The 24,253-nt window shown below is 70.2% G+C and carries 21 protein-coding genes; 11 read left to right on the top strand and 10 right to left on the bottom strand.

The genetic code is table 11. The annotated features are described in order from the left end of the window. Positions 1-6 precede the first annotated feature (6 nt). The 5 genes from OHT76_RS33490 to OHT76_RS33470 are packed head-to-tail and all read right to left on the bottom strand — an operon-like array spanning position 7 to position 8,349. On the bottom strand, positions 7-3,336 hold the full coding sequence (locus OHT76_RS33490; protein ID WP_328874588.1) for an alginate lyase family protein: 3,330 nt from the start codon (positions 3,334-3,336) through the stop codon (positions 7-9). A 16-nt stretch (positions 3,337-3,352) separates the two neighbouring features. Continuing rightward, positions 3,353-5,134 carry a putative Ig domain-containing protein gene (locus OHT76_RS33485; protein WP_328874587.1) on the bottom strand — a complete coding sequence of 594 codons (1,782 nt, stop codon included), beginning with the start codon at positions 5,132-5,134 and terminating at the stop codon, positions 3,353-3,355. Between the two features lie 37 nt (positions 5,135-5,171). Further along, positions 5,172-6,020 (bottom strand): carbohydrate ABC transporter permease, encoded by an 849-nt coding sequence (locus OHT76_RS33480; RefSeq protein ID WP_328874586.1) that lies wholly within the window; start codon positions 6,018-6,020, stop codon positions 5,172-5,174. Beyond that, a complete protein-coding gene (locus OHT76_RS33475) occupies positions 6,017-7,009 on the bottom strand; it encodes a carbohydrate ABC transporter permease (protein WP_328874585.1) in 993 nt (330 codons plus the stop codon). Before OHT76_RS33475 ends, OHT76_RS33480 begins: the two co-directional genes overlap by 4 nt. After that, positions 7,006-8,349, bottom strand: a complete 1,344-nt coding sequence (locus OHT76_RS33470) for an extracellular solute-binding protein (RefSeq protein WP_328874584.1) — start codon at positions 8,347-8,349, stop codon at positions 7,006-7,008. The genes OHT76_RS33475 and OHT76_RS33470 overlap by 4 nt, the downstream gene beginning before the upstream one ends. A gap of 365 nt (positions 8,350-8,714) precedes the next feature. Here OHT76_RS33470 and OHT76_RS33465 point away from each other — a divergent pair, with 365 nt between their 5' ends. The 7 genes from OHT76_RS33465 (at position 8,715) to OHT76_RS33430 (ending at position 17,064) form a co-directional block, all read left to right on the top strand. Beyond that, the gene (locus OHT76_RS33465) at positions 8,715-9,728 is read left to right on the top strand and encodes a hydroxyacid dehydrogenase (RefSeq protein WP_328874583.1); all 1,014 of its coding nucleotides are present in this window, start codon (positions 8,715-8,717) and stop codon (positions 9,726-9,728) included. 206 nt (positions 9,729-9,934) lie between these two features. Next, complete coding sequence (locus OHT76_RS33460) at positions 9,935-11,023, top strand: LacI family DNA-binding transcriptional regulator (RefSeq protein ID WP_328874582.1); 1,089 nt, start codon at positions 9,935-9,937, stop codon at positions 11,021-11,023. Between the two features lie 397 nt (positions 11,024-11,420). Beyond that, positions 11,421-12,758: an ABC transporter substrate-binding protein gene (locus OHT76_RS33455; RefSeq protein WP_328874581.1), complete on the top strand. Its 1,338-nt coding sequence runs from the start codon at positions 11,421-11,423 to the stop codon at positions 12,756-12,758. 11 nt (positions 12,759-12,769) lie between these two features. Next, positions 12,770-13,654, top strand: coding sequence for a carbohydrate ABC transporter permease (locus OHT76_RS33450; protein ID WP_328874580.1), 885 nt, complete (start codon positions 12,770-12,772; stop codon positions 13,652-13,654). After that, positions 13,654-14,562 carry a carbohydrate ABC transporter permease gene (locus tag OHT76_RS33445; protein ID WP_328874579.1) on the top strand — a complete coding sequence of 303 codons (909 nt, stop codon included), beginning with the start codon at positions 13,654-13,656 and terminating at the stop codon, positions 14,560-14,562. The genes OHT76_RS33450 and OHT76_RS33445 overlap by 1 nt, the downstream gene beginning before the upstream one ends. A 921-nt stretch (positions 14,563-15,483) precedes the next feature. Next, positions 15,484-16,548: a LacI family DNA-binding transcriptional regulator gene (locus OHT76_RS33435; protein WP_328874578.1), complete on the top strand. Its 1,065-nt coding sequence runs from the start codon at positions 15,484-15,486 to the stop codon at positions 16,546-16,548. A gap of 9 nt (positions 16,549-16,557) precedes the next feature. Further along, positions 16,558-17,064, top strand: coding sequence for a hypothetical protein (locus OHT76_RS33430; protein WP_328874577.1), 507 nt, complete (start codon positions 16,558-16,560; stop codon positions 17,062-17,064). Here the strand turns inward: OHT76_RS33430 and OHT76_RS33425 are convergent. Further along, positions 17,042-17,686, bottom strand: coding sequence for a ThuA domain-containing protein (locus OHT76_RS33425; RefSeq protein WP_328874576.1), 645 nt, complete (start codon positions 17,684-17,686; stop codon positions 17,042-17,044). The genes OHT76_RS33430 and OHT76_RS33425 overlap by 23 nt on opposite strands. 91 nt (positions 17,687-17,777) lie before the next feature. On the opposite strand from OHT76_RS33425, the gene OHT76_RS33420 reads away from it, so the two are divergent. Continuing rightward, positions 17,778-18,794, top strand: a complete 1,017-nt coding sequence (locus OHT76_RS33420) for a DUF5954 family protein (protein WP_328874575.1) — start codon at positions 17,778-17,780, stop codon at positions 18,792-18,794. 46 nt (positions 18,795-18,840) lie between these two features. On the opposite strand, the gene OHT76_RS33415 is transcribed toward OHT76_RS33420, so the two are convergent. Then, positions 18,841-19,410, bottom strand: coding sequence for a hypothetical protein (locus OHT76_RS33415; RefSeq protein WP_328874574.1), 570 nt, complete (start codon positions 19,408-19,410; stop codon positions 18,841-18,843). Positions 19,411-19,471: 61 nt separating this feature from the next. Here OHT76_RS33415 and OHT76_RS33410 point away from each other — a divergent pair, with 61 nt between their 5' ends. Both OHT76_RS33410 and OHT76_RS33405 read left to right on the top strand, forming a co-directional pair. Continuing rightward, positions 19,472-20,104 carry a VOC family protein gene (locus tag OHT76_RS33410; protein WP_328874573.1) on the top strand — a complete coding sequence of 211 codons (633 nt, stop codon included), beginning with the start codon at positions 19,472-19,474 and terminating at the stop codon, positions 20,102-20,104. Between the two features lie 10 nt (positions 20,105-20,114). Then, complete coding sequence (locus OHT76_RS33405) at positions 20,115-20,564, top strand: VOC family protein (RefSeq protein ID WP_443049862.1); 450 nt, start codon at positions 20,115-20,117, stop codon at positions 20,562-20,564. On the opposite strand, the gene OHT76_RS33400 is transcribed toward OHT76_RS33405, so the two are convergent. Further along, positions 20,547-21,218 carry a DUF6597 domain-containing transcriptional factor gene (locus OHT76_RS33400; RefSeq protein ID WP_328874571.1) on the bottom strand — a complete coding sequence of 224 codons (672 nt, stop codon included), beginning with the start codon at positions 21,216-21,218 and terminating at the stop codon, positions 20,547-20,549. The genes OHT76_RS33405 and OHT76_RS33400 overlap by 18 nt on opposite strands. After that, positions 21,211-22,143 (bottom strand): AraC family transcriptional regulator, encoded by a 933-nt coding sequence (locus tag OHT76_RS33395; RefSeq protein WP_328874570.1) that lies wholly within the window; start codon positions 22,141-22,143, stop codon positions 21,211-21,213. Before OHT76_RS33395 ends, OHT76_RS33400 begins: the two co-directional genes overlap by 8 nt. Before the next feature lie 80 nt (positions 22,144-22,223). Between OHT76_RS33395 and OHT76_RS33390 the strand changes: the two genes are divergently transcribed. After that, entirely contained in the window at positions 22,224-23,060 is an 837-nt protein-coding gene (locus OHT76_RS33390) for an NmrA family NAD(P)-binding protein (protein WP_328874569.1), read from the top strand. A 4-nt stretch (positions 23,061-23,064) separates the two neighbouring features. On the opposite strand, the gene OHT76_RS33385 is transcribed toward OHT76_RS33390, so the two are convergent. Next, positions 23,065-24,210 carry a YihY/virulence factor BrkB family protein gene (locus OHT76_RS33385; protein ID WP_328874568.1) on the bottom strand — a complete coding sequence of 382 codons (1,146 nt, stop codon included), beginning with the start codon at positions 24,208-24,210 and terminating at the stop codon, positions 23,065-23,067. Positions 24,211-24,253 lie beyond the last annotated feature (43 nt).

Below are 24,253 nucleotides of genomic sequence, written 5' to 3'. Positions count from 1 at the left end.
GGGGATCTAGTGGGGAACGATGCTCACCTCGTCGAACTCGGTGGTGCAGCGGGCCAGGGGGTCGCGGGAGCAGACCACGAGGCCCACGTAGTAGGGGGCGTCGCCGAAGTCCGGGATCTCGCCGGAGGCGAGGGCGGTCCAGGTGGCGCCGTCATCGGTGGAGACGGAGGCGGTGAAGGCGGTCCCAGCGCGCTTCAGCCGCAGCAGACAAGGGAGTTGGACCGGGCCGTTGCCGGTGAAGGCGGACCGTCCGGCCACCTTCGTACGGAGCATCAGCTGGGCGGTGGCGCCGCCGCTGACGATCGTCCCGGCGGCCTGGTCGAACGGCGAAAGCGACTTCGCCATCAGCAGGCCCACCCGGTCGGCGGTGGCGCCGGTACGGGAGGTCAGCCGGGCGGTGACCTCGCAGTCGCCGGTCACCGGCCGTCGTACGAACTGGCCGGTCATTCCTTGGTTGTTGACGCTCAGGTCGGTCCCGGCGCCGCGTACGACGAAGGTCCCGTCCTCGTGGGCGGTGGAGCCGGGGGTGGCGACGTACGTGACGCCGTAGGCGCCGAGGGCGCGTTCGTCGAGCACCACATCGCCGAGGTCGCCGTACGACCAGGGGGTGGGGGGCGGGGTGCCGACGGTGAGGGTGAGGGTGGAGGTGGCCGTGCCCGCCGCGTTGGCGGCGGTGGTGGTGACGGTGAACTCCCCTGTCTCGGTGGGTGTTCCGGCGATCAGTCCGATGCGGGGGTCGAGGCGCAGGCCGTCGGGCAGGCCTCGGGTGGTGAAGCGGGTGGGGTGGTGGGTGGCCGTGAGGAGATGGCCGAACTCGACGCCACGGTTCGCGAACGCGGTGTCCGAGGAGCGGAACTCCGGCTTCGTGGGGGTGGGCATCGGGGCGTGGGCGGGTGCGGAACGCGGGCCGCGCCCTTCGGTGTTGGTCTTGACGACGCGGTAGTGGTACGTCGCGCCGGGCGTGCCGGTGGCGTCCGCGTACCGGAGGCGGGTGCCGAAGCCGACCGGGGCGATGCCTCCCGCGAGCGTGACGTACGGGCCGGCCGGGTCCGTGGCCCGCAGCACGGTGTACGTGGCCGAGAGGTCCGGGTCGGCCCAGCTCAGCTCGATGGCGTCGGCGCCGGTGACGGCCCGCAGGTCGGTGGCGGTGCGGGCGGGACGTGGGGTGCGCCAGATCTCGCCGGTGGACGAGCGGACGCTGACGTTGTCGAAGGCGCCGGTGCCGGTCTCGGCGTACTCCTCGTCGACGCCGAGACAGGAGGTGAGGACCAGGCCCGCGTGCGTGGCGCGGCCCAACTCGACCTCGGTGGCGCCGACTTCGGTCCAGTGGATGCCGTCCGGGGAGATGGCGCCGGTGCAGCGCCGGCCCTTGCGCTCCACACGCACCCAGTACGGCGTCCGCAGCCGGTAGCCGTCTCCCGCGCCCTCGACGTGCGGCGCTTCGAGGGGGGTCGCCGACTCGGGCAGTTCACCGAGGTCGGAGATCGGGAACGACGCGTTGCTGGTGATCGCCTTCTGCTGGGCGGGCGGCACGCGGGTGCTGCCGGTGCCGGAGACGGCGGCCCCGGCAAAGGGGCGGACGCTCCACACACCGCTCCAGGTGTGCAGTGGCAGCCCCTGGATCAGCATGGCGGCGTGCGGGGCGGCCGGGTCGAGGGAGTCGCGGACGGTGACGCCGATCTTGGAGTACTGGGAGCTGAGCGGCCACACGACGCGTGCGGTGACGACGCCGTCGCCGTACAGCGGCAGGTGTGCCAGCCGGTAGGTGTGCGCGGTGCCGCTCGCCTCCAGCAGGAAGCGCTCGCCGTCGAAGGCGGCGGAGCCGGGGAGCTTCACGTCTCCGAGGTCCTGGGTCGACCAGGGTTCGGGCAGACCGGCGGTGGCCGCGGTCCAGGCGGAACTCGCGCTGCTGCCCAGGGAGTTGGTGGCGGTGACCGTGTAGTAGTACGTGCGGCCCGGGCGGACGTCGTGGTCGGTGAAGCGGGGCGCCTCGACGCCGGTCGCGATCGGCTCGTACTCGCCGTCGGGGCTGGTGGACCGGTGGACCGTGTAGCCGGTCGCCCAGGCGGACGGCAGCCAGGACACGGTGACGGCACGGTCGTCGCCTGCCGAGGTGGTTCCGGCGGGGGCCGTCGGCGCGGTGGGCGCGGCCGTTGCCGTACCGGCGTAAGTGAGGGTGCCGTAGCCGGGGTGGTCCTCCTGGAAGCCCTCCACGACGCGTGCTCCGCCAGCGCCCCGGAAGACGACCTTCTCCGTGTAGGGGGCGGGCTTGCCGAGGCGGCCCGTGTAATGGGCGTACGCCATCTGCCACAGCGGGCGGTACACGCCACGCTGCCGGTCGGACACCGTCGACTTGATGTATTTGCCGGTGCGGTCGAGGTCGGGGGTGAAGGGGACGGAGTCGTCGCCCAGGTTGTAGCGGGCGAAGTACTCGAAGTTGGCGAGGATACGGTCGTCGGCGAAGCCGTACAGGTCCACGCCCTGCTGCCAGGCGACCTCGGCGGCGTCCGCGAAGAGGCCGAGGGCGAGTTGTTCGTGGGCCTGGTCGCGGCCGGACTCCTGGCCCTGGCCCGCGGCGGTGACGACACGGTGCAGCACCGAGCCGTTGCCGGAGCCGGCGGCCGCGAAGCGCAGCGCGTCCTCGAACATCACGCGGTTGTCGGTGAAGACGGCGATGGCGAGGATAGTGCGCAGGGCGGCGAGGTCCCAGTTGCCGTTGGCGTAGAGGCAGTAGCCGGACAGGGCCGGGTACCAGACGTCGGTGAAGGAGCGTTCGCAGCGGCGGATCGAGTCCTCGGGCCAGCCGTCGTAGCCGGTGTGCCGGAGGATCTCGGCGGCGTTGACGAGCTTGAACCCCTGGATGCCCGCGCCGAGTTGGCCGTCGGCGCCGGTGATGCCGGTGAGGGAGGCGGCCCAGACGTCGAGGATGTCGCGGGCCTTGTCGGCGTGCCGTATGTCGCCGGTGACGGCCCACATGAGGGCGTTCTGGTAAGCAGCGGCCGCGTCGGTGGCGGCCTCACCGGTCCAGTTGGTGGGGCCGCGGCCCCACGTGGTGATCTGTCCGGTGTTGCGGATGGCGTAGGTGTGCGGCGAGCGGGAGTCGGCGGCCAGCGCGGCGAAGCCGGCGGCGATGGGTTCGCGGCCGACCGCGACGGCGGACTTGATACGGGCCAGGTCGGCGCGGGAGTGGAGGAGGCCGGGGTGAGCGAAGGCGAACGCCGCGTCGGCGGGCTGGGCCCACGCGGGCGTGGCGGCGAGGGCGGACAGCAGTCCGCTCCCGGCCACGCCCGCGAGTCCCGCCGCGCCGAGGAACGTCCGTCGGCTGAGGGCATGCACGGAAGTGACTCCTGGCTTACGGGTGCTGCACGGTGAGCGTGAGGGACTTGGTCGCGGTGCCGAGACCGTTGGTGGCCGAGACGGTGACCTCGTAGGTGCCGGGCACCCGTGGGGTGCCGGAGATCAGGCCCGTGGCCTTGTCGACCGTCAGGCCGGGGGGCAGCCCCTCGGCGTCGTACGACCCGGGCAGCTGGGTGGCGGTGACGAGGTGGTTGAAGACCTGCCTTGCGGTGGCGGTGGCCGCACCGGCGCTGGTGATCTCCGGGGGCGCGGCGCCGGCCTCGGTGGCGGCGTCCAGGAAGCGGAGGTCCTTCACATGCTCGTTGGCGAACATCGGCACCATGTCGGTCATCAGGTACCAGCCCGGCTTGCGCATCTTCTGGTGGACGACCGTGCCGTTGATGGCGAGGTTCTGGAAGGTGACGCTCTTGACGGCGCGGTCCGCGTCGTAGCCGACCATGATCGGCATGTGCTCGTTCTTGCCGTTGTACGTCAGGTCGCGGACGTAGATGTCCTCGATGCCGCGGCCGGGCGTCGCGTTGTAGCGGTTAGCCATGACGCGCATGTTGAACAGCTGGCCCCAGGTGAAGTCCTCGACCCGGACGTCCTGGATGCGCACGTTCCGGATGAGGTTGCTGTCGCCGGGGTTCAGGGCGAAGCAGCCCTGGTAGAGGACCTGCGGTTCGCGGTGCTGGAGGACATCGATGTTGCTGAAGACGATGTTCTCGATGGTCTCGGGCTTCTCGGGGTTGCCGTGGGTGCCCATGTTCACGGGGTGGGCGACGTCGGCCCACAGCGTGGAGTCGCGGACGGTGACGTTGCGGCAGTCGCCGTAGTAGTCCCAGCGGTGGGCGTAGATGGCTATGCAGTCGTCGCTGTTGCGCATCCACACGCCCTCGATCAGGACGTCCTCGCTGCTGAACACGTCGATGCCGTCGCCCCACTGGCCGGAGCTGTAGGAGTGCAGGTTGCGGACGGTGACCTGCTTCGACTGGCCGACGGTGCAGGAGTAGCCGGACTTCGGGTTGAGGACGAGGATGCCGTCGATCTCGATGTTCTTGGAGAACTGCACCAGCGTGGCGGCGTCGGAGTCCCAGATGATGCCCCGGCCCAGCAGGCGGGCGTTCTCCACATTGATGAACTCCACGCGGGCCTTGAGGACCGCGCCGCCGGCCAGGTAGACCGTCTTGCCGCTGGGCACCTTCACCACACCGCCCGTGGGAGTGTGGAGGCCGGGGCCGTAATAGAGGACGTCGGGGTCGGCGGGCTCCGGCCGGGTCTTCTCGATGGGGTTGGCGTGCAGTTGGAGGTTGCCGTAGATGTCGCCGTCGATCTCGATGGAGAGATTGCGCGGCTCGGAGAGGCTGAAGGTGAGGGTGTCGCCGCTCACCTCGTGCGGGACGGCGTACGACAGCGGGCGAATGCGGGCCGAGGGGATGGTGCCCTTGGACCAGGTGACCTGCACCTCCACGGTGCCGGTGAAGTCGAGATTGGCGACCGAGGTGGGGCGGATGACGCCGCCGCCGGTGCTCTCGTTGATGGTCTTGGTGGTGGCGCGCAGGACCGGCACCGGCTTCCACTGGCCGCCGGGGGTACGGGCCTTGACGACATAGTCGGTGTTGATCGGCAGGGCGCCCGGCACCGAGTGGACCACCAGCCGGTCGGCGGCCTCCGGTCTCTCGTCCGCCGCCGACGCGGTGCCGGCGGCCGTGCCGATCAGGGAGTAGGCGGCAGCGGCGGCCCCCGCGGCCTGGATGACGGTGCGCCGGGACAGGCCGGAGCTCTGAGTGTCGTTCATGGGGAAATTCCTTATGAGGAAGGGGATTTACCGGTGGCTACTTCAGGCCGGTGGTCGACATCCCGGCGACGAAACCGCGCTGGGCGACAAGGAAGATCAGCAGGATGGGGATCACGTACATCACGGAGCCGGCGGCCAGGAGGTTGTTGACCGGCATGCCGCCCTCCGTGACATAGGAGGTCATGATCGCCACGGAGAGCGTGGTGCGGTCGTTGGACAGCAGCAGCATCGGGGCGATGAAGTCGCCCCAGGTCCAGGTGAAGGCGATGACGAAGCTCGCGGAGAGCACGGGCCAGGACTGCGGCAGGAAGATCCGCCAGAAGATCCGGGCGTAGCCGCAGCCGTCGACGATCGCGGCCTCCTCCAGCTCGCGCGGCATACCGGCGAAGAACTGCCGGAAGAGAAAGACCAGATAGGGCGCGGCGGACAGACCCCACAGCACCCAGGGCCAGTAGGTGTCGACCATGCCGAGCTTTGCGAAGATCAGATACGTCGGGAAGAGCGTGATCATCTGCGGGAGCATCATCGAGCCGAGCAGTACCCCGAAGAGCACCTTCTTGCCCGGAGCGGAGAGCCGGGCGAACCCGAATCCGACCCAGGCGGAGCTCAGCGTGACGAGGGTGGCGTAGATCAGCGCGATGACGAGCGAGTTGCGGGCGTAGCCCAGGAAGTCGATCGAGGTGAAGGCGTCGGCGAAGTTGTGCCATTGGATCTTCTCCGGCAGCCAGTGCACCGGGGAGGCGGCGAGCTCGGGTGTGGTCTTCAGCGCGGTGATGACGAGCCAGCCGAAGGGTCCGAGCAGCAGCCCGGTCAGGACGACGAGAACGACGTACAGGACGAGCCGGGAGGTGCGCACCCGCACCCGGCCCACGGTGTCGGCGGTCATTTCTTCGCCTCCGGGTCGACGTTGTAGAACACCACTCCGGACGTGAACTTGAAGATCAGACCGGTCGCGATGAGGATCAGGACGAAGAGCACCCACAGGAGCGCGGAGGCGTAGCCGTAGCGGCCGAAGGCGAAGTACTGCGCGAAGACGTGCATCATGTACAGGTAGTTGGACTGCGGGATCGCGGTGACGCCCTTGGGAGTGGCATCCGCGGCGAGCAGCATCGGCAGGATGGTCTGGACCGTGGCGATCATCCCGGTGACGGCTTGGAAGAGAAGCACCGGTGACAGCAGCGGCAGAGTGATGCTGCGGAAGCTCCGCCAGGCGCTCGCCCCGTCGATACGGGCGGCCTCATGCAGCTCCCGGGGCACGTCCTGAAGCCCCGCCAGCGAAATGATCATGATATTCCCGGCGGCCCACAGCACCGCCATCAGCAGCACATAGCGGGCGTACGGATCATCGAGCCAGGCAACGGCGTCGAGCCCGACGGCATTGAGCACCCCGTTGGCGGCGCCGGAGTCCCGGTTGAAGAGCTGCTTGAACACCAGACCCGCGCCGACGGGCGGCACAACAGCGGGCAGATAGAGCAGAGTCCGCCACAGCCCCCGCGCCTTCAACGGCCGGTTCACCAGCACGGCGAGCGCCATACCAGCGATGATCGACAGCGGCACCGAGGTGATGGCGAACAGCCCGGCACGCCCCAGGGAATCCCGGGTCACCGGATCCGAGAACAGTTCCCGGTAGTTGCCGAACCCGACGTAACGCCAGTGGGGCGAGATCCCGTCGAACGTAGTGAAGCTCAGCCACAGCGCATACGCCATCGGCCCGACGGTCAGCAGCAGGAAGCCGACGATCCAGGGCGAGGTGAACATGTAGAACGCCCGGTGCCGGCGCGCGGTCATGGAGCTACGAGGCAGCTCGGACCGAACAGCCCCCACACCGGAAGAGGGCCGCTCGGCGACGACCTCGGGTATCTGACCGACCGTCATCCGACCTGCTCCTTACCGCGCTTCAGCTGCTCATTGAGCGCCGAGTCGAGACGTCCGGCCAGCGTGTCCACGGACATCTGTCCGTTCATCGCGGCCGGAATGATCTGGTTGATGAGGGCGTCGATGGCGTTGTAGGTGGCGTAGGGGGTGAAGGGAGTCACCGAGAAGTGCTCCAGCTCGTCCTCCTGCACCTTCAGCACCCGCTGCTGGTAGTCCTCCTTGGCCGGCATCAGCGGACGGAGCGACTTCAGGCTCGGGATCCCCCAGCCGCCCTCGGCGCGCGCCTTGGCCGGCGCCTCGCCGAAGAACCACTCGAAGAACCGCCAGGCGGCGTCCTTGTTCCGCGCCTTCGCCGGCATCCACATCCCGGTCCCGCCCTGACAGGAGCTGAGCCGCGGACCGCCCTCGAACACGGGAGCCGGGGCGAGCCGCGACACCTCGGCGATCTTCGCCTCGGCGTTGATCATGCCGCCGAGCCAGTAGCCGTTGCCGGACATGGCCATCCGGTTCGCGACGTACGTGGGCCCGTCCCAGGTATCGGGGTTGGGCTGGATGAGGCTGGGCCCGACCTTGGCCTTGGCGTAGTCGACGTACCAGGCGAGAGCCGTTCGGGCTTCCGGCGCGGTGAAGTCGACCCGGCTGAAGTCGTCGGAGAAGAGCTTGCCTCCGGCGGCGGCCGTCAGGTTGGTGAACAGAATCCCGAGCCCGAGGCCGTTGTAACTGCCGCCGTACACGGTGGTCTGACCGTTCTTGCGCCGGACCAGCCGCTCGGCCTTCTCCAGCCACTCCTCATAGGTGATGGGCTCGGTGTCGTCGGGATACTCGACGCCCGCCTGGTCGAAGAGCTCGGTGTTGTACCAGAACATGGCGTCCTGGGAGAAGTCTTTCGCCATGCCGTAGCGGGGGCCCTGGCCCTGGATGGTCCCGTCGAACCGCCACACGTCGTTGGCCGGGTCCAGGTCGGCGACCTTGAGGACGGTCGACCTGGCGAAGTAGGGGTCCAGGTTCTCGGCCACACCCCGGGCCACGTAATACGGCGTGTCCAGCGCTCCGATCCCGCGCACCAGGTCCGGCGGGTTGCCGCTGGTGAGCATCGCGATCAGCCGGGTGATGTCGTACGCCAGGACGTTGACCTTGATGCCGAGTTCCTGCTGAGCCTGCTGGACCAGCTCCGGGGAGATGTCGTCGAGGTTGACCATCGCCGTGACGGTCTCCCCGGAGCCGCCACGGCTCACCCCGTTGGACACCTTGAGCGCACATCCGCTGAGCGCGGCGGCACCGCCCGCCGACAGGGCGAGGAATCGGCGGCGGCCCAGGGGAGCACCGGCCTGGGTGTGCATGAACTACCCACTCTCTTCACTGAGGTGACGGACGCACGCATGCCAAGGGGATCGCTGGCGCAGGGCGTGCGCATTTTCAGCAACCGGTTTCTACAGGCGGTGAGGGGAGCTTCTTCCCGTGAGCACCGTGCGTCAAGAGACCTGACGAACTTTCGAAAACTGCGGTGTCACTGTGCGGAGGGCACCGGAGCGCTTACGCTCCGCTGATTGCGGCAACCGGTTTCTGCCGAGCCTGCCGCATCGCAGCCGCCAACACCTGCTCCGCCGTACCGATTGACCGCCGCTTCCCGGCAGATCTACGGTAGAACACGCTTTCTGAAAATGTTTCTACGCCCTCAGCTTCCACTTTGCGTGTCAGGAGAGTCATGCCCAGCCCCCAGCTGCCGCGGGCCGTGTTCGCGTTGGATCCGGTGCACCTCCCCCTGCTGTTTCCCCCGCCGCTCATGGCCCGGCTGCGCCAGGCGGCCGACCTCGACCCCGCCCTGGTCGTACGGGACTTCACCGATCCGGTGGAGGCCGACGCGCTTGCCGACGCCGAGGTGCTGATCACCGGCTGGGGCTGCCCCCACCTGGACGCCGGCGTCCTCACCGCTGTCCCCCGGCTGCGCACCGTCCTGCACGCCGCGGGCTCCGTGCGCTCCCTGGTCGGCGAGGCCCTGTGGGAACGCGGGATCACCGTTTCCAGCGCGGTCACCGGCAACGCGCTGCCCGTCGCGGAGTACACGCTCGCGATGATCCTGCTCGCCGGGAAGGACACGTTCACCCATCGCGAGCGGTTCCGCAGCACGCACGCGTATCCGTCACCCGCGGAGACGGCCCACACCGGGAACGTCGGTCGGCGGGTGGGCATCGTCGGCGCCTCGCGGGTCGGGCGGCGGGTGCTGGAACTGCTGCGGCCGTTCGACTTCACGGTGCTGCTGCACGACCCCTATGTGAGTGCCGCCGAGGCCGCGTCGCTCGGGGCCCAACTCATGGCGCTGGAGGACCTGTTGAGCCACAGCGACATCGTGAGCCTGCATGCGCCGGACATCCCTGAGACGTATCGGATGCTCGACGGGGAGAAGCTCGCGCTGATGCCGGACGGGGGTGTGCTGATCAACACCTCCCGAGGGGCACTGGTCGACCCGGACGCGCTGGTCGACGAGCTGGTTTCGGGCCGCCTGCACGCGGTGCTCGATGTCACCGAGCCCGAGCCGTTGCCCGCCGGGTCGCCGTTGTACCGGCTGCCCAATGTGTTCCTCACACCGCATATCGCGGGGTCCCTCGGCAACGAGCTGGAGAGACTCGGGCGGATCGTGGTGGAGGAGCTGGAGCGCCTGGGGGCCGGGGCACCCCTGGCTCATGAGGTGCGGCATGCGGACATGGCTAGAGTGGCATGACCCACCAGGGCAAACGCCCACCGACCAAGGGCACAAGCCAACCAACAGCTACTCTCCCCAGGCCACCGGCCGGGAGGGAGCCGAAGGGGCGCGCCGGTGTCGAGAGCACGAACGCGCGGAGGCGCGAAGCGCTGAGCACGATCGTGCTCTCGACACCGGCAAAAAGCGCCCCGCAGGCGACCGACCAATCAAGAAGGAGCGCGAGGGTGAGTCAGCGCAAGGCCTCCGGGGACATCGGGCGGGCCACCATCCGGGACGTGGCCGAGCGGGCGGGCGTGTCCGTGGCGAGTGTCTCGCGGGTGCTGTCCGGCAACTACCCGGTGTCCGAGGACCTGCGTCGCAAGGTGATGAAGGTCGTCCGGGACCTGGACTACGTCACCAACGCCCACGCCCGGTCGCTGGCCGGCGGCGGTACGCCCACGGTGGCGATCCTGATCAACAACATCACCGGCGCGGCCTTCGCCCACGTGGCGAAGGGTGTCGAGGGCGCCGCCACGCTGCGGGGCTGGCTGTCGCTGGTGGGCACCACCGGCGACGACCCGGAGCGGGAACTCGCGCTGGTCAACCTGATGCGCCAGCAGGGCGTGGCGGCCGTGGTGCTGCTCGGCGGCGCCTACGACTACGACGAGTACCAGCTGCGCATGGCCCATTTCGCCCGCTCCCTGGACGCGGCCGGATCCCATCTCGTGCTGGTGGGCAGGCCCCCGCTGGAGGGCGACGTACCGGCCACCACGGTGGACTACGACAACGAGAGCGGCGCCTATGCCATGGCCAGCCATCTGCTGTCGGCCGGGCACCGCAGGGTGCTGGTCCTCCCCGGGCATTCCGAACTGACCACCGCCCATGGGCGGTTGAGGGGTGCACGGCGCGCCTTCGAGGCGTACGGCGTGCCCTTCGAGCCGGGACTCGTCCGGCACGGCCCGTACGACTACGAGCACGGCTACGAGGCTGTCGAGACCGCCCTGCGTGAGACGCCGGACTTCACCGCCGTGCTGGCCGGGACGGATGTGGTCGCCGCGGGCGCCATGCAGGCGCTGCGTGCGGCCGGGCTGCGGGTGCCCGAGGACGTGTCGATCGTCGGCTACGACGACATTCCCCTGGCCTCTCAGCTGACGCCCCAACTGACCACCGTGCACGTGCCGTACGAGGAGATGGGCCGGGTCGCGCTGCGCGCGGTGGCGGACCGGCGCGAGGGCGGCTCAGGGCGCCGCAAGGGCAGCGACGGCGAGCATCTGGTGCTGGGCACCCATGTCGTCGTACGGAACTCGGTGCGGCCGCCGGTGCGACACGGCTGAGGCGTCCGCTCAGGAAAGCGCCGTGCGGCATGACTGTTACGTAAGCGTTTTCCGTAGGGATTTCCCGGCTGCGGGCGCGCCCGTCGAGAGCGCTCCCGGAGCCCGCATCATGCCCTGGCACACCTCGCTGGCCTGCGCATATGCGCTTCGGAGCGCGACCTGCGGGTGTCCGATCCTCACTAACCCGCCGGATAAGCCGCCGTAACAAATTTGCCCCCTGCCTCTTGCTATGAGCAGAGGCATCGGCCTACCGTCCCTGCAACCGCTTACTACAGCTTCTGCTTGGCCGATCCCCCGCAACCGCGTGCCGATGGTTTCCGGCCGCCGTTCCTGGCCAGCGCCCCCGAGCCGCCGCCGTTCCGCAAGAACGCCGCCCATTCCGAAGGATCACGGTCAGATGAACTTCACCAGCCCCCGGAGAAGGTTCGCTTCCGCCGCCGTCGCAGGAATCGCGCTGACAGGTCTGCTCGCCGCCTGCGGCGGATCCGACTCCGAGGACGACGCCTCGGGCTCGTCCGGTCCGGTCACCCTCGACTTCTGGGGGTGGGCCAACGGCCAGGAGGCGGTCGTCAAGGCGTTCAACGCCTCCCACAAGGACATCCAGCTGAAGTACACGAAGGTCACGGACCAGCTGACCATGCAGAAGCAGCTGACCAACGCCGTCAAGGCGGACAACGCGCCCTGCCTCGTGCAGAACACCGGCGAGTATGTGACGAGTTGGGTCTCGCAGGGCGCGCTCGCCGACATCACGCAGTACGTCGAGGGCAGCAAGGACCAGTTCAACGCCGGTTCCTGGGCGACCGCCCAGGTCCAGGACAAGCTGTACGGCGTGCCCACCAGCTCGGCGCCGAACTTCACCATCTACCGCACGGACCTCTTCGAGAAGTACGGCATCGAGGCCCCCGAGACCTGGGACGACTTCATCGCCGCGGGGAAGGTGCTGAAGAAGCACGGGATCAAGATCACCAACTACGCCGGTGAGGACCCGAGCACCCTGGAGGTGCTCGCCATGCAGGCCGGCGCGCACTGGTACACCATCGACGGCGACTCCTGGAAGGTGGACTTCCAGGACGAGGGCACGCTGAAGGCCGCGAAGGTGATCCAGGAGATCATAGACAACGACCTGAACTCCAAGCTGTCCTTCGCCGACTACGCGGCCGTGCAGCGCAACTACGACAATGGCGGCACCGCAACCCGGCAGATCTCCACCTGGCAACAGGCCGGCATGGTGCAGAACTTCACCAAGTCCTTCGGCAAGTGGGCGCTTTCGCCCTGGCCGACGTTCGCGGGCGAGGCGGCCAAGACCCCGGCCCCCACCAACCTGACCGGCAGCGTGACCCTGGTGACCAAGGACTGCAAGAGCCAGCAGCAGGCCGCCGAGGCGGCGCTGTGGATGTCCACCGACCCCGGTGCGGTCAAGACCATGGCCAGCCCGGAGACCGGCAACGGTGTGATGCCGGCGCTCAAGGACAGTGACACCTACGTCGCCGAGGCGACCTCCGAGAAGCTGCTCGGGAAGAACTACGACGCGGCGCAGACCGTCGTGAAGGACAGCCTGAACACGGTCACCACCGACTGGACCTTCGGGCCCAACTGGACCGCCATGTTCACCGAGATGCAGGCCGGTTGGGCCAAGGTGGTCAGCAAGGAGCAGACCGTCACCGAGCTGCTGGCGCACATGCAGGAGTGGACGGTCGAGGACCTGAAGTCCCGCGGCATCAGCGTCAAGGGCTGAGGCAGATCCCGATGACTCGCTCTCTGCGCTGGAAGGGTGCCGCCTTCACGGTGCCCTTCCAGCTCGGCTTCGTCTTCCTCTACCTGCTGCCCATCGGATACGCCGTCCATCAGTCGCTCTATCACGAGCAGCAGTCCGGTCTCGGGCTCGGCGGCGCCACCGAGGAGTTCGTCGGGCTCGACAACTACCAACAGGGCCTGACCGACTCGAAGTTCATGGGCTCCGTGCTGCGGGTGGTGCTGTTCGCCTGTGTGCAGATCCCCGTGATGCTGGCCGTCAGCCTGGTGCTGGCGCTGTTCCTGGACGCGCTGACCTCGAAGGCGGCGAGCCGGTTCCGGATCGTGCTGCTGGTGCCGTACATGATCCCCGGGGTGGTCGCCGCCATCGTGTGGCTCAACCTGTACAGCCCGGACGTCGGTCCGCTGACCCCGATCGGCGACTTCTTCGGCTTCGACTGGAACTTCTTCGCGCCGTCGATGGTGTGGCCGTCCATCGGCAACCTGCTGACCTGGCACGGCATCGGCTACAACATGGTGATCATCTACTCGGCGCTGCGAGGTGTGCCGCGTGAGCTGTTCGAGGCGGCCCGGCTGGACGGCGCCTCCGAGTTGCGGGTCGCGCTCAGCATCAAGATTCCGTTCGTGCGGGGCGCGTTGGTGCTGACCGGCATGCTCTCGATCATCCAGATGCTCCAGATCTTCAACGAGCCGGCGCTGTTCCGGAACGTCACCCCGCAGACGGTCGACGACAGCTTCACCCCGATCATGATCATCTACAACCAGGCGTTCAACGCCGGCAACTACCACTACGCCGCGACCCTGTCGGTGCTGCTCGCCCTCATCCTCGGTGTCGCCTCCTTCCTCTTCTACCGGCTCACTTCGAGGGAGGCCGACTGATGACGCTCACCGAAGAGCGCGGCGCGAAGGCACGCACAGTTCATCGTCTCAACCGCCCCGACCCCGCGGCTCGTTCGCGCGGCGGCCAGCGCTTCCTGCTCGTCGGTCTTGCGCTGGCCAGCGTGTACAGCCTGTTCCCGGTGTGGTGGCTGATCGTCGCCTCGACCAAGGACCGCACGGGCCTGTACCAGTCCAACGGCCTGTGGTTCTCCGGCTGGCACCTGTGGGACAACCTGGAGCAGCTGTTCACCTACGAGGACGGCATCTTCCTGCGCTGGACCGCCAACTCCTTCCTGTACGCCGGTGTCGGCTCCCTCGGCGGCACCCTGCTCGCCCTGGCGACGGGCTACGGCCTCGCGCGCTTCCAGTTCCCGGGCCGCAACCTGGTGTTCGCGTGCGTGGTCGGCTCGTTCCTGATCCCGATCGCCCTGCTGACGCTGCCGCTGTATCTGCTGTTCTCGGAGATCGGTCTGGTCGACACGCCCTGGGCGATGCTGATCCCCTGTCTGATCAACCCGTTCAGCGTCTACCTGGCGAAGGTGTACACCGAAGCCACGATCCCGTACGAGCTTCTGGAGGCCGCCCGGATCGACGGCGCCGGCGAGCTGCGGATCTTCTTCAGCATCGTGCTGCGGATGATGACAACCGGCGGTGCCACGGTGTTCCTGCTCGCCTTCGTCAACACCTGGAACGCCTTCTTCCTCCCCCTCACTGTGCTGCGCGGCGAGGAGAACTGGACCCTCAACCTGGGCCTGTACAACTGGTCCGGCAAACGCCTGGAGTCCGGCGTCGACCTCACCAGCCTCGTCCTCACCGGCGCCCTGCTGTCCATCGTCCCGATGGCGATCATGATGGTCGCGATGCGCCGCTACTGGCGCACGGGCGTGACGCTGGGGGCGCTGAAGTGACCCGACTGCACAACCCCGTCATCCGCGGCTTCGCCCCCGACCCCTCGATGGTGCGCGCGGGCGACTGGTACGACCGACGCCACCCGACGAATCGGCCGCTCCGGACGGACCAGCACCTCCCGACCGGCCGACACCCACAGCCCGACCGACGCCACCCGACGAATCGGCCGCCCCGGACGGACCAGCACCTCCCGACCGGCCGACACCCACAGCCCGACCGACGCCACCCGACGAATCGGCCGCCCCGGACAGACCGGCACCTCCCGACCGGCCCACACCCACACCCCGACCGACGCCACCCAACGGATCGGCCGCTCCCGCCCGACCGGCGCCCACCGGCCGACCGGCGCCCCGTCCCGCCGACCCCGGCGACCCTTTGGGCTGGCCCTGGAGCAGCCTGCGCGCCGCACCCGACCCGTCCTGGGGCGGCGCGGAGGCGCAGGACGGTCGGATCCGGCTGCGCGGCCGGCACGGGCCGGAGTCGCGCTGGGCGCACAGGCTGCTCGCCCAGTGGATCACCGAGCACCGCGCGGAGGCGGAGGTCACCGTCGAGGCACGGCTGCCCCGAGGCGCGGTTCTGGTACATCCACGGCGGTGCACGGACACCGGTCGGACCCGCACTGGAACTCTCCAGGCTCTCCGACGACTACGGGTCCAGGCTGCGGTTCACCGGGGCGATGGCCGGCATCCACGCCGTGGACCTCGTCGACGCGGCGCTCACGGCCGACTTCACGGGGTTCCGCCTCACCTGCGGATAGCTCTCTCCCGCCCGTTCGAGGTTTCGACAGCCGGAGCTCGTGAAGTCCTGCGAACTCCGGCCTCTTCCCGAGGTCTTGCTGCGTACCTAGGGTAGGAAGCGCTTACTATCGCGCTGGTCCAAACTTTCGATGGCCCTCGGGCGGGCCGGAGAGGTGGTTCCCGATGGTCCGTACGGGGAGTGCGAACGTGGCGGCCGGGCCGACCCTTGCGGTCGTCGCCCGGGAGGCGGGGGTCTCCGTGCCCACCGCCTCCAAGGTCGTCAACGGCCGCGAGGACGTCGCGCCCGAGACCCGGCGGCGGGTCACCGAGGCACTCGACCGGCTCGGCTATGTCCGCAGACCCCGCTTCGACGCGGTCAGGACACCCGGGTTCATCGATCTGGTGGTGCACTCGCTGGACACCTCCTGGTCCGGCGCGGTCCTGCACGGGGTGGAGGCGGCGGCGCACGACGCCGGTCTGGAGGTGGTCGTCTCGGCCGGGCTGCCCCGGGCGGGCGGCGGCGGCCGTCCGGAGCGCGGCTGGCTGGACAAGCTCACGGCGCGCGGCTCCTCCGGGGTGCTCTTCCTTACCGAGCTGACCGCCGTCCAGTTCACCTGGCTCGATCAGCACCGCATCCCGTTCGTGATGATCGACCCGGTGCTCGAACCGCCACCGGGCGTGGTGTCGGTGGGCGCGGCGAACTGGCAGGGCGGGGTCACGGCGACCGAGCATCTGCTGGCCCTGGGGCATGAGCGGATCGCCGTGGTCGCGGGGCACCAGCACACGATGGCCGGCAACGCCAGGATCGCCGGCTACCGCTCGGCCCTCGCCTCGGCGGGCGTACGGCACCGGCCCGAGTACGTCCGGCACGCGGGCTCGGACGACAGCATGGCCCGCCGCCGCACCCTGGAGCTGCTGGCTCTGCCCGAGCCGCCGACGGCGTTCTTCGTCTGCTCGGACCGGATGGCGCACGGCGTCTACGCGGCCCTGTCCGAACGGGAGTTGAGCGTCCCGGACAACATCAGCGTCGTGGGCTTCGACGATCTGCCGGAGTCCCGCTGGATCACCCCGGCGCTCACCACGGTCCGCCAGCCGCTGTCCGAGATGGCGGCGACGGCCCTGCGGCTGCTGGTCCGCATGATGGCCGGGGACCGCCCGGAGAGCACCCGCACGGAACTGTCGACGCGGCTGGTGGAGCGGGCGAGCACGGCGGTGCCGCGTTTGTCATGTCCGGTAAGTCGTTCATAGGTTGACCCGATGGGTCTCATCGACAAGCTGACCGGCACCCGCTACCCCGAGGACGGGGTCGTACCGCTGTCGGCGCCGGACGTCCGGACCGCGCTGCTCGCGCTCAACGGCCCGGACGCGCCGTACCGCATCCGCGAGGCGCTGCCCGCGGAGAAGGCAGACCTGGTGGCGGAGTGGCGGATCCCGGCGACCGTCTCCCGTCGTCTTGAACGGACCGTGAAGACACGGATGCTGCTGGTCCCGGAGCGGTACGAGGTGCGCAGCGTCGACGAGCAGTGGGAGGTGAAGCGGGCGGGGAATCCGCCGCGTTGGGTGGTGTCGCGCCAGCACTCCGTCGGGCAGGTGAACTGGGTGGAGCGGCAGTGGGCGTACGAGCCGGGACCGGACGGGCGGCGGCAGAAGGTCGAGACGTTCCGCTTCGACTCCCGGGAGGTCAAGGACCCCTTGCGAGAGGCGGCCCTCGGCGCGGGGTGGACCTGGCGCGGGATGATGTTCAGGCTCGCGCCGCCCAGGTGATCCCGCCCCGCAGGTGGGCACGGAAGCCGGGGTCGTCGTAGGCCTCCGCCGCGTGGCCGAGGGCGGTGTAGAAGACGCGTCCGGCGCCCTGTTCGCGGCACCAGGCGAGGGGGTGGTCGGCGCCCATGCCGCCGCCTTCGTACGACGTCTCGTCGGCGGAGAGCAACACCCGTACCGTCGCACGGGGGTTGACGTCGAAGTCGTACCACTCGTCGGTGAAGTCCCAGACGAGCGGCAGCGGGCGGGTGGCCGGGTGGTCGTGGTCCTCGACGAGGGCGCGGCCCGGCTGGAAGCGGGGGTGGCGGGTGAAGCGGGCGCCCAACAGTTCGCCGTAATAGGGCCATTCGTACTCGGTGCAGGCCGCCGCGTGCACCCCGACGAACCCGCCGCCCGCCTCGATGTACCCGGCCAGCCGCTCCCGCCCGGCCGGGGTCAGCACCTCGCCGCTGGTGGAGAGGAAGACGACGGCGGCGTAGGGCTCCAGGGACCCGGTGAGCGCGGCCGGGTCCTCGCTGTGGTCGATCTCGAAGTCCCCGAGGGTGCGCAGGGCGGCGACGGCGGCCGGGATGGAATCGTGCCGGTAGTCGGTGGTGCGGGTGTAGACGAGGAGTCGTGGGCCCATGGTCGACGAGCCTAGGGCCTGTGCGTCAACCACCCGGGGGGTTGGGTTGCTTCGGGCTTCTCGTCCGGTCGGCGTCCACGACAATGCGTGCATGACCGATGACTGGCGGCAGCGGATCGACGCGCTCCAGGAGGAGCTGATCCGCCGCGACGACCCCACCGCCTGGGTGCGCGAGGCCGACGCAGTGGACGCCTCGCTGCGCTATCCCCATCTCGCCCTGCGCGGACCGGTGTTCGGGGTCGCGGTGCTCGACCCGGCGGCGGGGTCGCGGTGGCGGCTGCTGAAGCCCGTGGTGGACCCCATGCCGCAGGTGGCCCGGGACGGCCTCAACTCCCATCTGTGGTTCACCGCGAAGGACGGCGCCGACGACCCTGCCGTACGGCGTGAACTGCTGGCCGCGGTGGCGGTGCTGGACCGGGAGCCGGTGAACGAGGTCGAGGCGTGCGGCCTGCGCTACCGGGTGGTGCGCGCCGACGAGTTCTCCCGCGGCGACGGCGAGAATCTCGAGCCGCCCCGGCCGACGGATCCGCAGCCGGCCGAACCGTCCTGGGAGCGGCCCCGCACGTACCCGCCAGGACCGGACGTCGGCTTCGTCCTCGACCCGGCCCATGACGACGGCCCGATGGCCGGGGCGACCCGGCTGGGGCTGCGGGAGTTCGCGTACAGCGGCGCCCGTGTGCCCGCCGAGGTGCGCGCCGACTCCGAGCGGGCGGTCGATTCCCACCCGGACATCGTGCTGCTGCCGACCTGCTTCGGTGCGGTGGAGCGCGGCACCGGCGGCTGGGAACCGTCCGGCGGACTGGCGGCGACCCCGCATGAGGCCCGGCGTCATCTGTACGACGGGATGGCCGAGGTCTGGGCCGTGCTGTACCAGTACGACGACGCCAAGCGGGCCGTGTACGCGAAGGCAGCCGAGGAGTTCCGGGCGCTCGGCCGCGCCGACGAGTTCTCGGTGGCCGAGCGCCACTTCCGGATCTGCCGGGTCGACCGCATGCTCCGCATGGGCCTCGACGGCCCCGAACCCCCACGCCCCTCGGACCACGACGAGTACGGCCCCATGCAGATCCATCCGACGATGGACGAGCACGGCACGATCGCACCAGACTGACGGCGACGGTCAGCCGGGTGCGTCCGCCTCGGTGCCCGGCGGCCGGTCAACCGGTCGTGTTCGCCTCGTTGTTGGGTGCCCCGTCCCCCTCCGGCGGCAGGTCCCCCCGCTCGACCGATCCGCCGCCCGCCGGGGCCGCCGGCAGCAGGGCGTCGAGCTCGGCGTCCGACGGCCGGTGCACGGCGAGCGCGGCTTCCTTCAGCACGTCCCGCGGCACCCCCTCCCCGCTGACCCGCACCACATGCCCCTTCTTCGGTATGGCGTACTCCTGACCGCGGTACCAGGCGTCCCCCTCGCGCTCGCAGGGCGCCGTCGCCCCCTGGGCGCAGGTGTCGGCGGTCATCGTGCCGCGGTCCACGGAGAGCTGAAGCTGGGCGCCGCCCTCCTTGGCGACGTACACGGCGGAGAACCCGTCCCCGCCGATCACGCCCACGGACTGCTGGGCGAGGGTGAAGCCGGGCGCCTCGGTGACATAGACGTGTTCGGGCGCGATGCCCAATGCCTCGGCCCGGGAGGCGAGTTCGGCCGGGTCGGCGGCCGACTTCTCGCTGCCGCAGGCGGTGAGCAGGACGGACATGAGGAAGAGCGCTGACAGGACACCCCGTTGCTTGATCATGCACCCATCCTGCCGCACAGCTGTTCCATTACAGCCGGGAATCCGCATAGCCTCGTCGTCGATGAACACGATTCCCGCCCTGCTGGACCACCTCGTCCTCGCCACCCCCGATCTGGCCGCGACGGTCGCCGACTTCACCCGGCGCACCAATGTGACGCCCGCCCCGGGCGGCGCCCATGTCGGCCTGGGTACGCGAAACCACCTGGTGGGCCTGGGCGGCACCGCCTACCTGGAGATCATCGGCCCGGACCCGGAACAGTCCGCGCCCGACGACCCACGCCCCTTCGGCGTCGACGGACTGACCGGCCCGCGCACGATCACCTGGGCGATCAGCCCGCCGGACCTGGACGCGGCCATCGCCAAGGCCCGCGCCCACGGCTACGACCCCGGCCCCGCGCACCCGATGAGCCGCCGCAGACCCGACGGCACGCTCCTGCAGTGGCGGCTGACCGACGGCACCGCCGCCCATCCGTCCGGTCTGGTGCCGTTCCTCATCGACTGGGGCGCGTCGACGCACCCGACGGCATCGGGCCTGCCGACCGTGCCGCTGCGGTCGATGGCCGCGAGCGCCCCCGACCCGGACGAGCTGCGCCCCCTGCTGGCCGCCCTGGGCACCAGCCTGGACCTCACCGAGGGCCCGGTGGGGATCTCCTTCACGCTGGACACCCCGAACGGCCCGGTGGCCTTCGGCTGAACCCCGGATCATGTCCGTTTCCTTCAAGACCGGCCGCTCGCACCCTGCCTACGGTGGCCGCATGACTCCACGATTCGATGCCTTCGGACTGGTGGTCTCCGACATGACCGCCGCTGTCACCTTCTACCGCCGCCTCGGGTTCGCCTTCCCCGAAGGCGCCGAGAAAGAGCCGCACGCCGAGGCCGGGCTGCCCGGCGGACTACGGCTGATGCTCGACACCGAGGAGATGGCCCGCTCCATCCACCCCGGCTGGCAACCGCCCTCCGGCGCCCGGCACTCGCTGGCCCTGCTCTGCGAGAACCCCGGCGAGGTCGACACGGTGTACGAGGAGCTGGTCGGCGCCGGGTACCACGGTGAGCTCAAGCCCTGGGACGCCTTCTGGGGCCAGCGGTACGCCGTCGTGCACGACCCGGACGGCAACGGCGTCGACCTGTTCGCGCCGCTAGCGGCGTCCGAGTAGCTCGCCCAACGGCACCCCGGCCAACTCCTTGACGTCCCGCGCCAGATGGGCCTGGTCGGCATACCCGGCGCGGGCCGCCGCCTGAGCGAACGGCACCCCGGCGCGGGCCAGGCCGAGCGCGCGCCGGAAGCGCAGCACCCGGGCCAGCGTCTTGGGCCCGTACCCGAACGCGTCCAGCGCCCGCCGGTGCAACTGCCGGGTGCCGAACCCGAGTTCATCGGCGGTGGCGCCGACGGCCCGGCCCGCGTCCAGGGCGCCCACCAGCCGTCGCAGCAGCGGATCGGGCGCCTCGGCACGCTCCAGCACGACCTCTTCCAGCGCGGTCGGGAGGTCGGCCGCGCCTTCGATACGGCCGGACAGCCGCCGTACCTCCGAGGCCGGCCACAGCTCGGCGAGGGCGACACGCCGGTCCCGCAGTTCGTGCGCGGGCACGCCCAGAAACGCGGGCGCGGAACCGGGGTAGAAGCGCACGCCGTACCAGCTGCCCTCCTCGCCTTCGGTGACCTGGGCCCGGGTGTCGGCGCCCGCGACGATCAGCCGCCCTTCGTGCCAGAGCAGATCCATGCAGCCGTCGGGGAGGACGAGCCCGCTCCCGGACGCCGTGTTCGCCCACACGACGGCACCCGAAAGCCGGGACGGCCGTTCCCTATACACGGCTTCGATGCTCCTGCGGACTCACCCCGTAGACCCGCTTGAAGGCGCTGGAGAGCGCGAACGCGCTGCCGTAGCCCACCCGCCGGGCAATCGCGTCGAGCGTGTCCTCGGTGTCCCGCAGCGCGTCCGCGGCGAGGGCCAGGCGCCAGCCGGTGAGGTACGTCATCGGCGGCTCCCCCACGAGTTCGGTGAACCGTCGGGCGAGCGCCGCCCGCGACACCCCCGCCTTCGCCGCCAGCGACGCCACCGTCCAGGGATGCGCCGGATCGTCCTGCACCAGCCGCAGCACCCGCCCCACCACGGGATCCGCCAGCGCCCGGTACCAGGCGGGCGCCGCCGCCTCGGGCCGGGAGAACCAGGCCCACAGCGCCGCGATGACCAGCAGATCCAGCAGCCGGTCCAGGACCACCTCCTGGCCCGGTTCGTCGCGGACGATCTCCTCCATCAGATACGGCGTGAGCGGGCAGTCCCACACCTCGGCCGGGAGCGTCAGCAGCGGCGGCAACGCGTCCAGCAGCCGCCCGCTCACCTCCCCCTGCCACAGATAGGTGCCGATCAGCATCACGGCCGAACCGTCGAGCCGGTCGCCCCAGGTCCGCACGCCGAGGTCCATGGAGCCGTTGAGCTCGCGCCCGTCGGGGTACCGGCACTCCGCACCGGGCAGGATCAGCGCCTGCGGTGCCGTATCGGGGTCGTCGGCGCAGGTGTACGGGTCGGGGCCGCGGGCGATCGCGAGATCGCCGGGGCGCAGCCGCACCCGCTCGCCCCCGTCCGGCATGATCCACGCCTCGCCGCGGACCATGAGCATCACGGTCAGCGGGGCGCGGTCCTCGATACGGACGGCCCACGGTGGGTCGAAGCAGGCGCGGATCATGAAGGCGCCACGCGCGCGTGGGCCCTCCAGAAGGCCGGCAAGGGCATCCATGGCGCCAGCGTAGACGCGTGCGCATGGGAATGAGCCGTTCAGCGATGGGTTGTTGGAGGCCGCGGCCGTTGACTGGACGCATGACGACGAACACGCGGAACACGACAGTGATGGTGACCGGCGCCTCGGGCCGTACCGGCAGCCGGGTGGCCCAGGCCGTGCGCGCGGCCGGGCTGGAGGTACGGGAAGCGACCCGGTCCCGGGGCTTCGACTGGGAGGACCCGACGACCTGGGCGCCGACCCTGCGCGGTGCGGATGCCGCGTACCTGATGTACCCGTCCGACGTCGGCTCCCCGGCCGCTGCCGAGGGCGTCGGGGCGCTGGCCCGGGAGGCGGTCGGGCTCGGCGTACGGCGGCTGGTGCTGCTGTCGGGGCGCGGCGAGGACCAGGCGCTGCCGACCGAGGAGGCACTCAGGACATCGGGCGCGGACTGGACGGTCGTACGGGCCGCGTGGTTCGCCCAGAACTTCAGCGAGGGTCCGCTGGCGGACGGGCTGCGCGAGGGCGGGGAGCTGGTCTTCCCGGCGGGCGAGGTCGAGGAGCCGTTCATCGACCTACGGGACATCGCGGACGTGGTGGCGGCCGTACTGACGTCCGGGGACCGGTATGTGGGACAGACCCTCGAAGTCACCGGGCCCCGTCTGCTGTCCTTCCGGCAGGCGGTCGCGGAGGTGTCGGCGGCCTCGGGCGCCGAGCTGACGTACATTCCCGTGCCCGCGCGGGCGTACGGGGAGCACCTGACCTCCTTCGGGATCCCGAAGGAGGAGGCCGACCTGCTGGTGGAGATCTTCGAGACGCTCCTGGACGGCCGTAACGCTCGTCCCACCGACGGCGTCCACCAGGTCCTGGGCCGTGGGCCGCGCGACTTCGCGGACTTCGCCCGGGAGGCCGCGGCGGCGGGCGCCTGGAAGGCCTGACGGCTCAGTGACCGTCCGGCTTGTGCGGCGGGTGGGTGCTCTTCACATGGGTGCGCAGCCGGGACGAGACGTCCTCGGGGGGCAGGAAGCGGGACCAGCGTTCCGGGAACTCCGAGGGCATGTCGGGGTCGTCCGGGTCGTCGTGGGCGGCCTCGCGGTGGGCCGCGGCACGGGCCACGTACTCGGCGACCTGCGCCTCGCGCAGCCGCTCATTGGCGGCACGGGCCGCGGCCGTCGCGGCGGCCGGCCAGACCCGGTCGATCGCCGCGTTGACCGCGGCCCCGACGAGCACCGCGAACGCGGACACCCCGATCCACAGCAGTACGGCGACCGCGGCGGCGAGGGAGCCGTAGATCGTGGCGCCCTCGACCGTGTTGGTGAGGTAGATCCGCAGCAGGAAACTGCCGAGGACCCACATGCCGAGGGCGACCAGGGCGCCGGGGACGTCCTCGATCCAGGGGGAGCGGACGGGTACGGAGACGTGGTACAGCGTGGTGAGGAAGGCGATGGACAGCAGGATGACCACCGGCCAGTACAGAACTTGGACCAGCGTCTCCGACCACGGCAGCACGTTCAGTACGGCATCCGGGCCCGCCACCATCAGCGGCAGGGCGACCGAGCCGATCATCAGGGCCACCAGGAAGAGCACGAAGGCGACCAGACGTGTCTTCACGATGCCGCGGACGCCGTCGAGGCCGTACATGACGGTGATGGTGTCGATGAAGACGTTCACCGCGCGGGAGCCCGACCACAGCGCGAACAGGAAGCCGATGGAGATGACGTCGGGGCGGCCGCCCTTCATCACGTCGTCCAGGATCGGCTGGGCGATCTGGCGGACACCCTTGTCCGACAGGACCGTGCGCGAGGCCTCCAGGAGGTTCGCCTCCAGGCTGCTGATGGTGTCGGTGCCGGTCCAGTCGTCGACGTAACCGAGCAGTCCGATCATGCTCAGCAACAGCGGTGGGACGGAGAGCAGCGTGAAGAAGGCCGCCTCCGCCGCGAGCCCCAGGATCCGGTACTCGATGCACGAGTTGACCGTGTCCTTGAGCAACAGCCAGGCGGTCCTGCGCTTCGAGACGTTCCGGTAGAGGGCACGCGCCCGGTGGAGACGGCCGGAGGGCCTCTGGGGGGATTCACTTGCTGGCTGCACGACCTAACGGTATCCGCCGTACGCCCTGCTCCCGTCCCGCCCC

Source organism: Streptomyces sp. NBC_00287, from assembly GCF_036173105.1.
Taxonomy (GTDB): Bacteria; Actinomycetota; Actinomycetes; order Streptomycetales; family Streptomycetaceae; genus Streptomyces.
The sequence above is the reverse complement of the archived record's forward strand: the minus strand, read 5'-3'. Positions and strand labels throughout refer to the sequence as shown.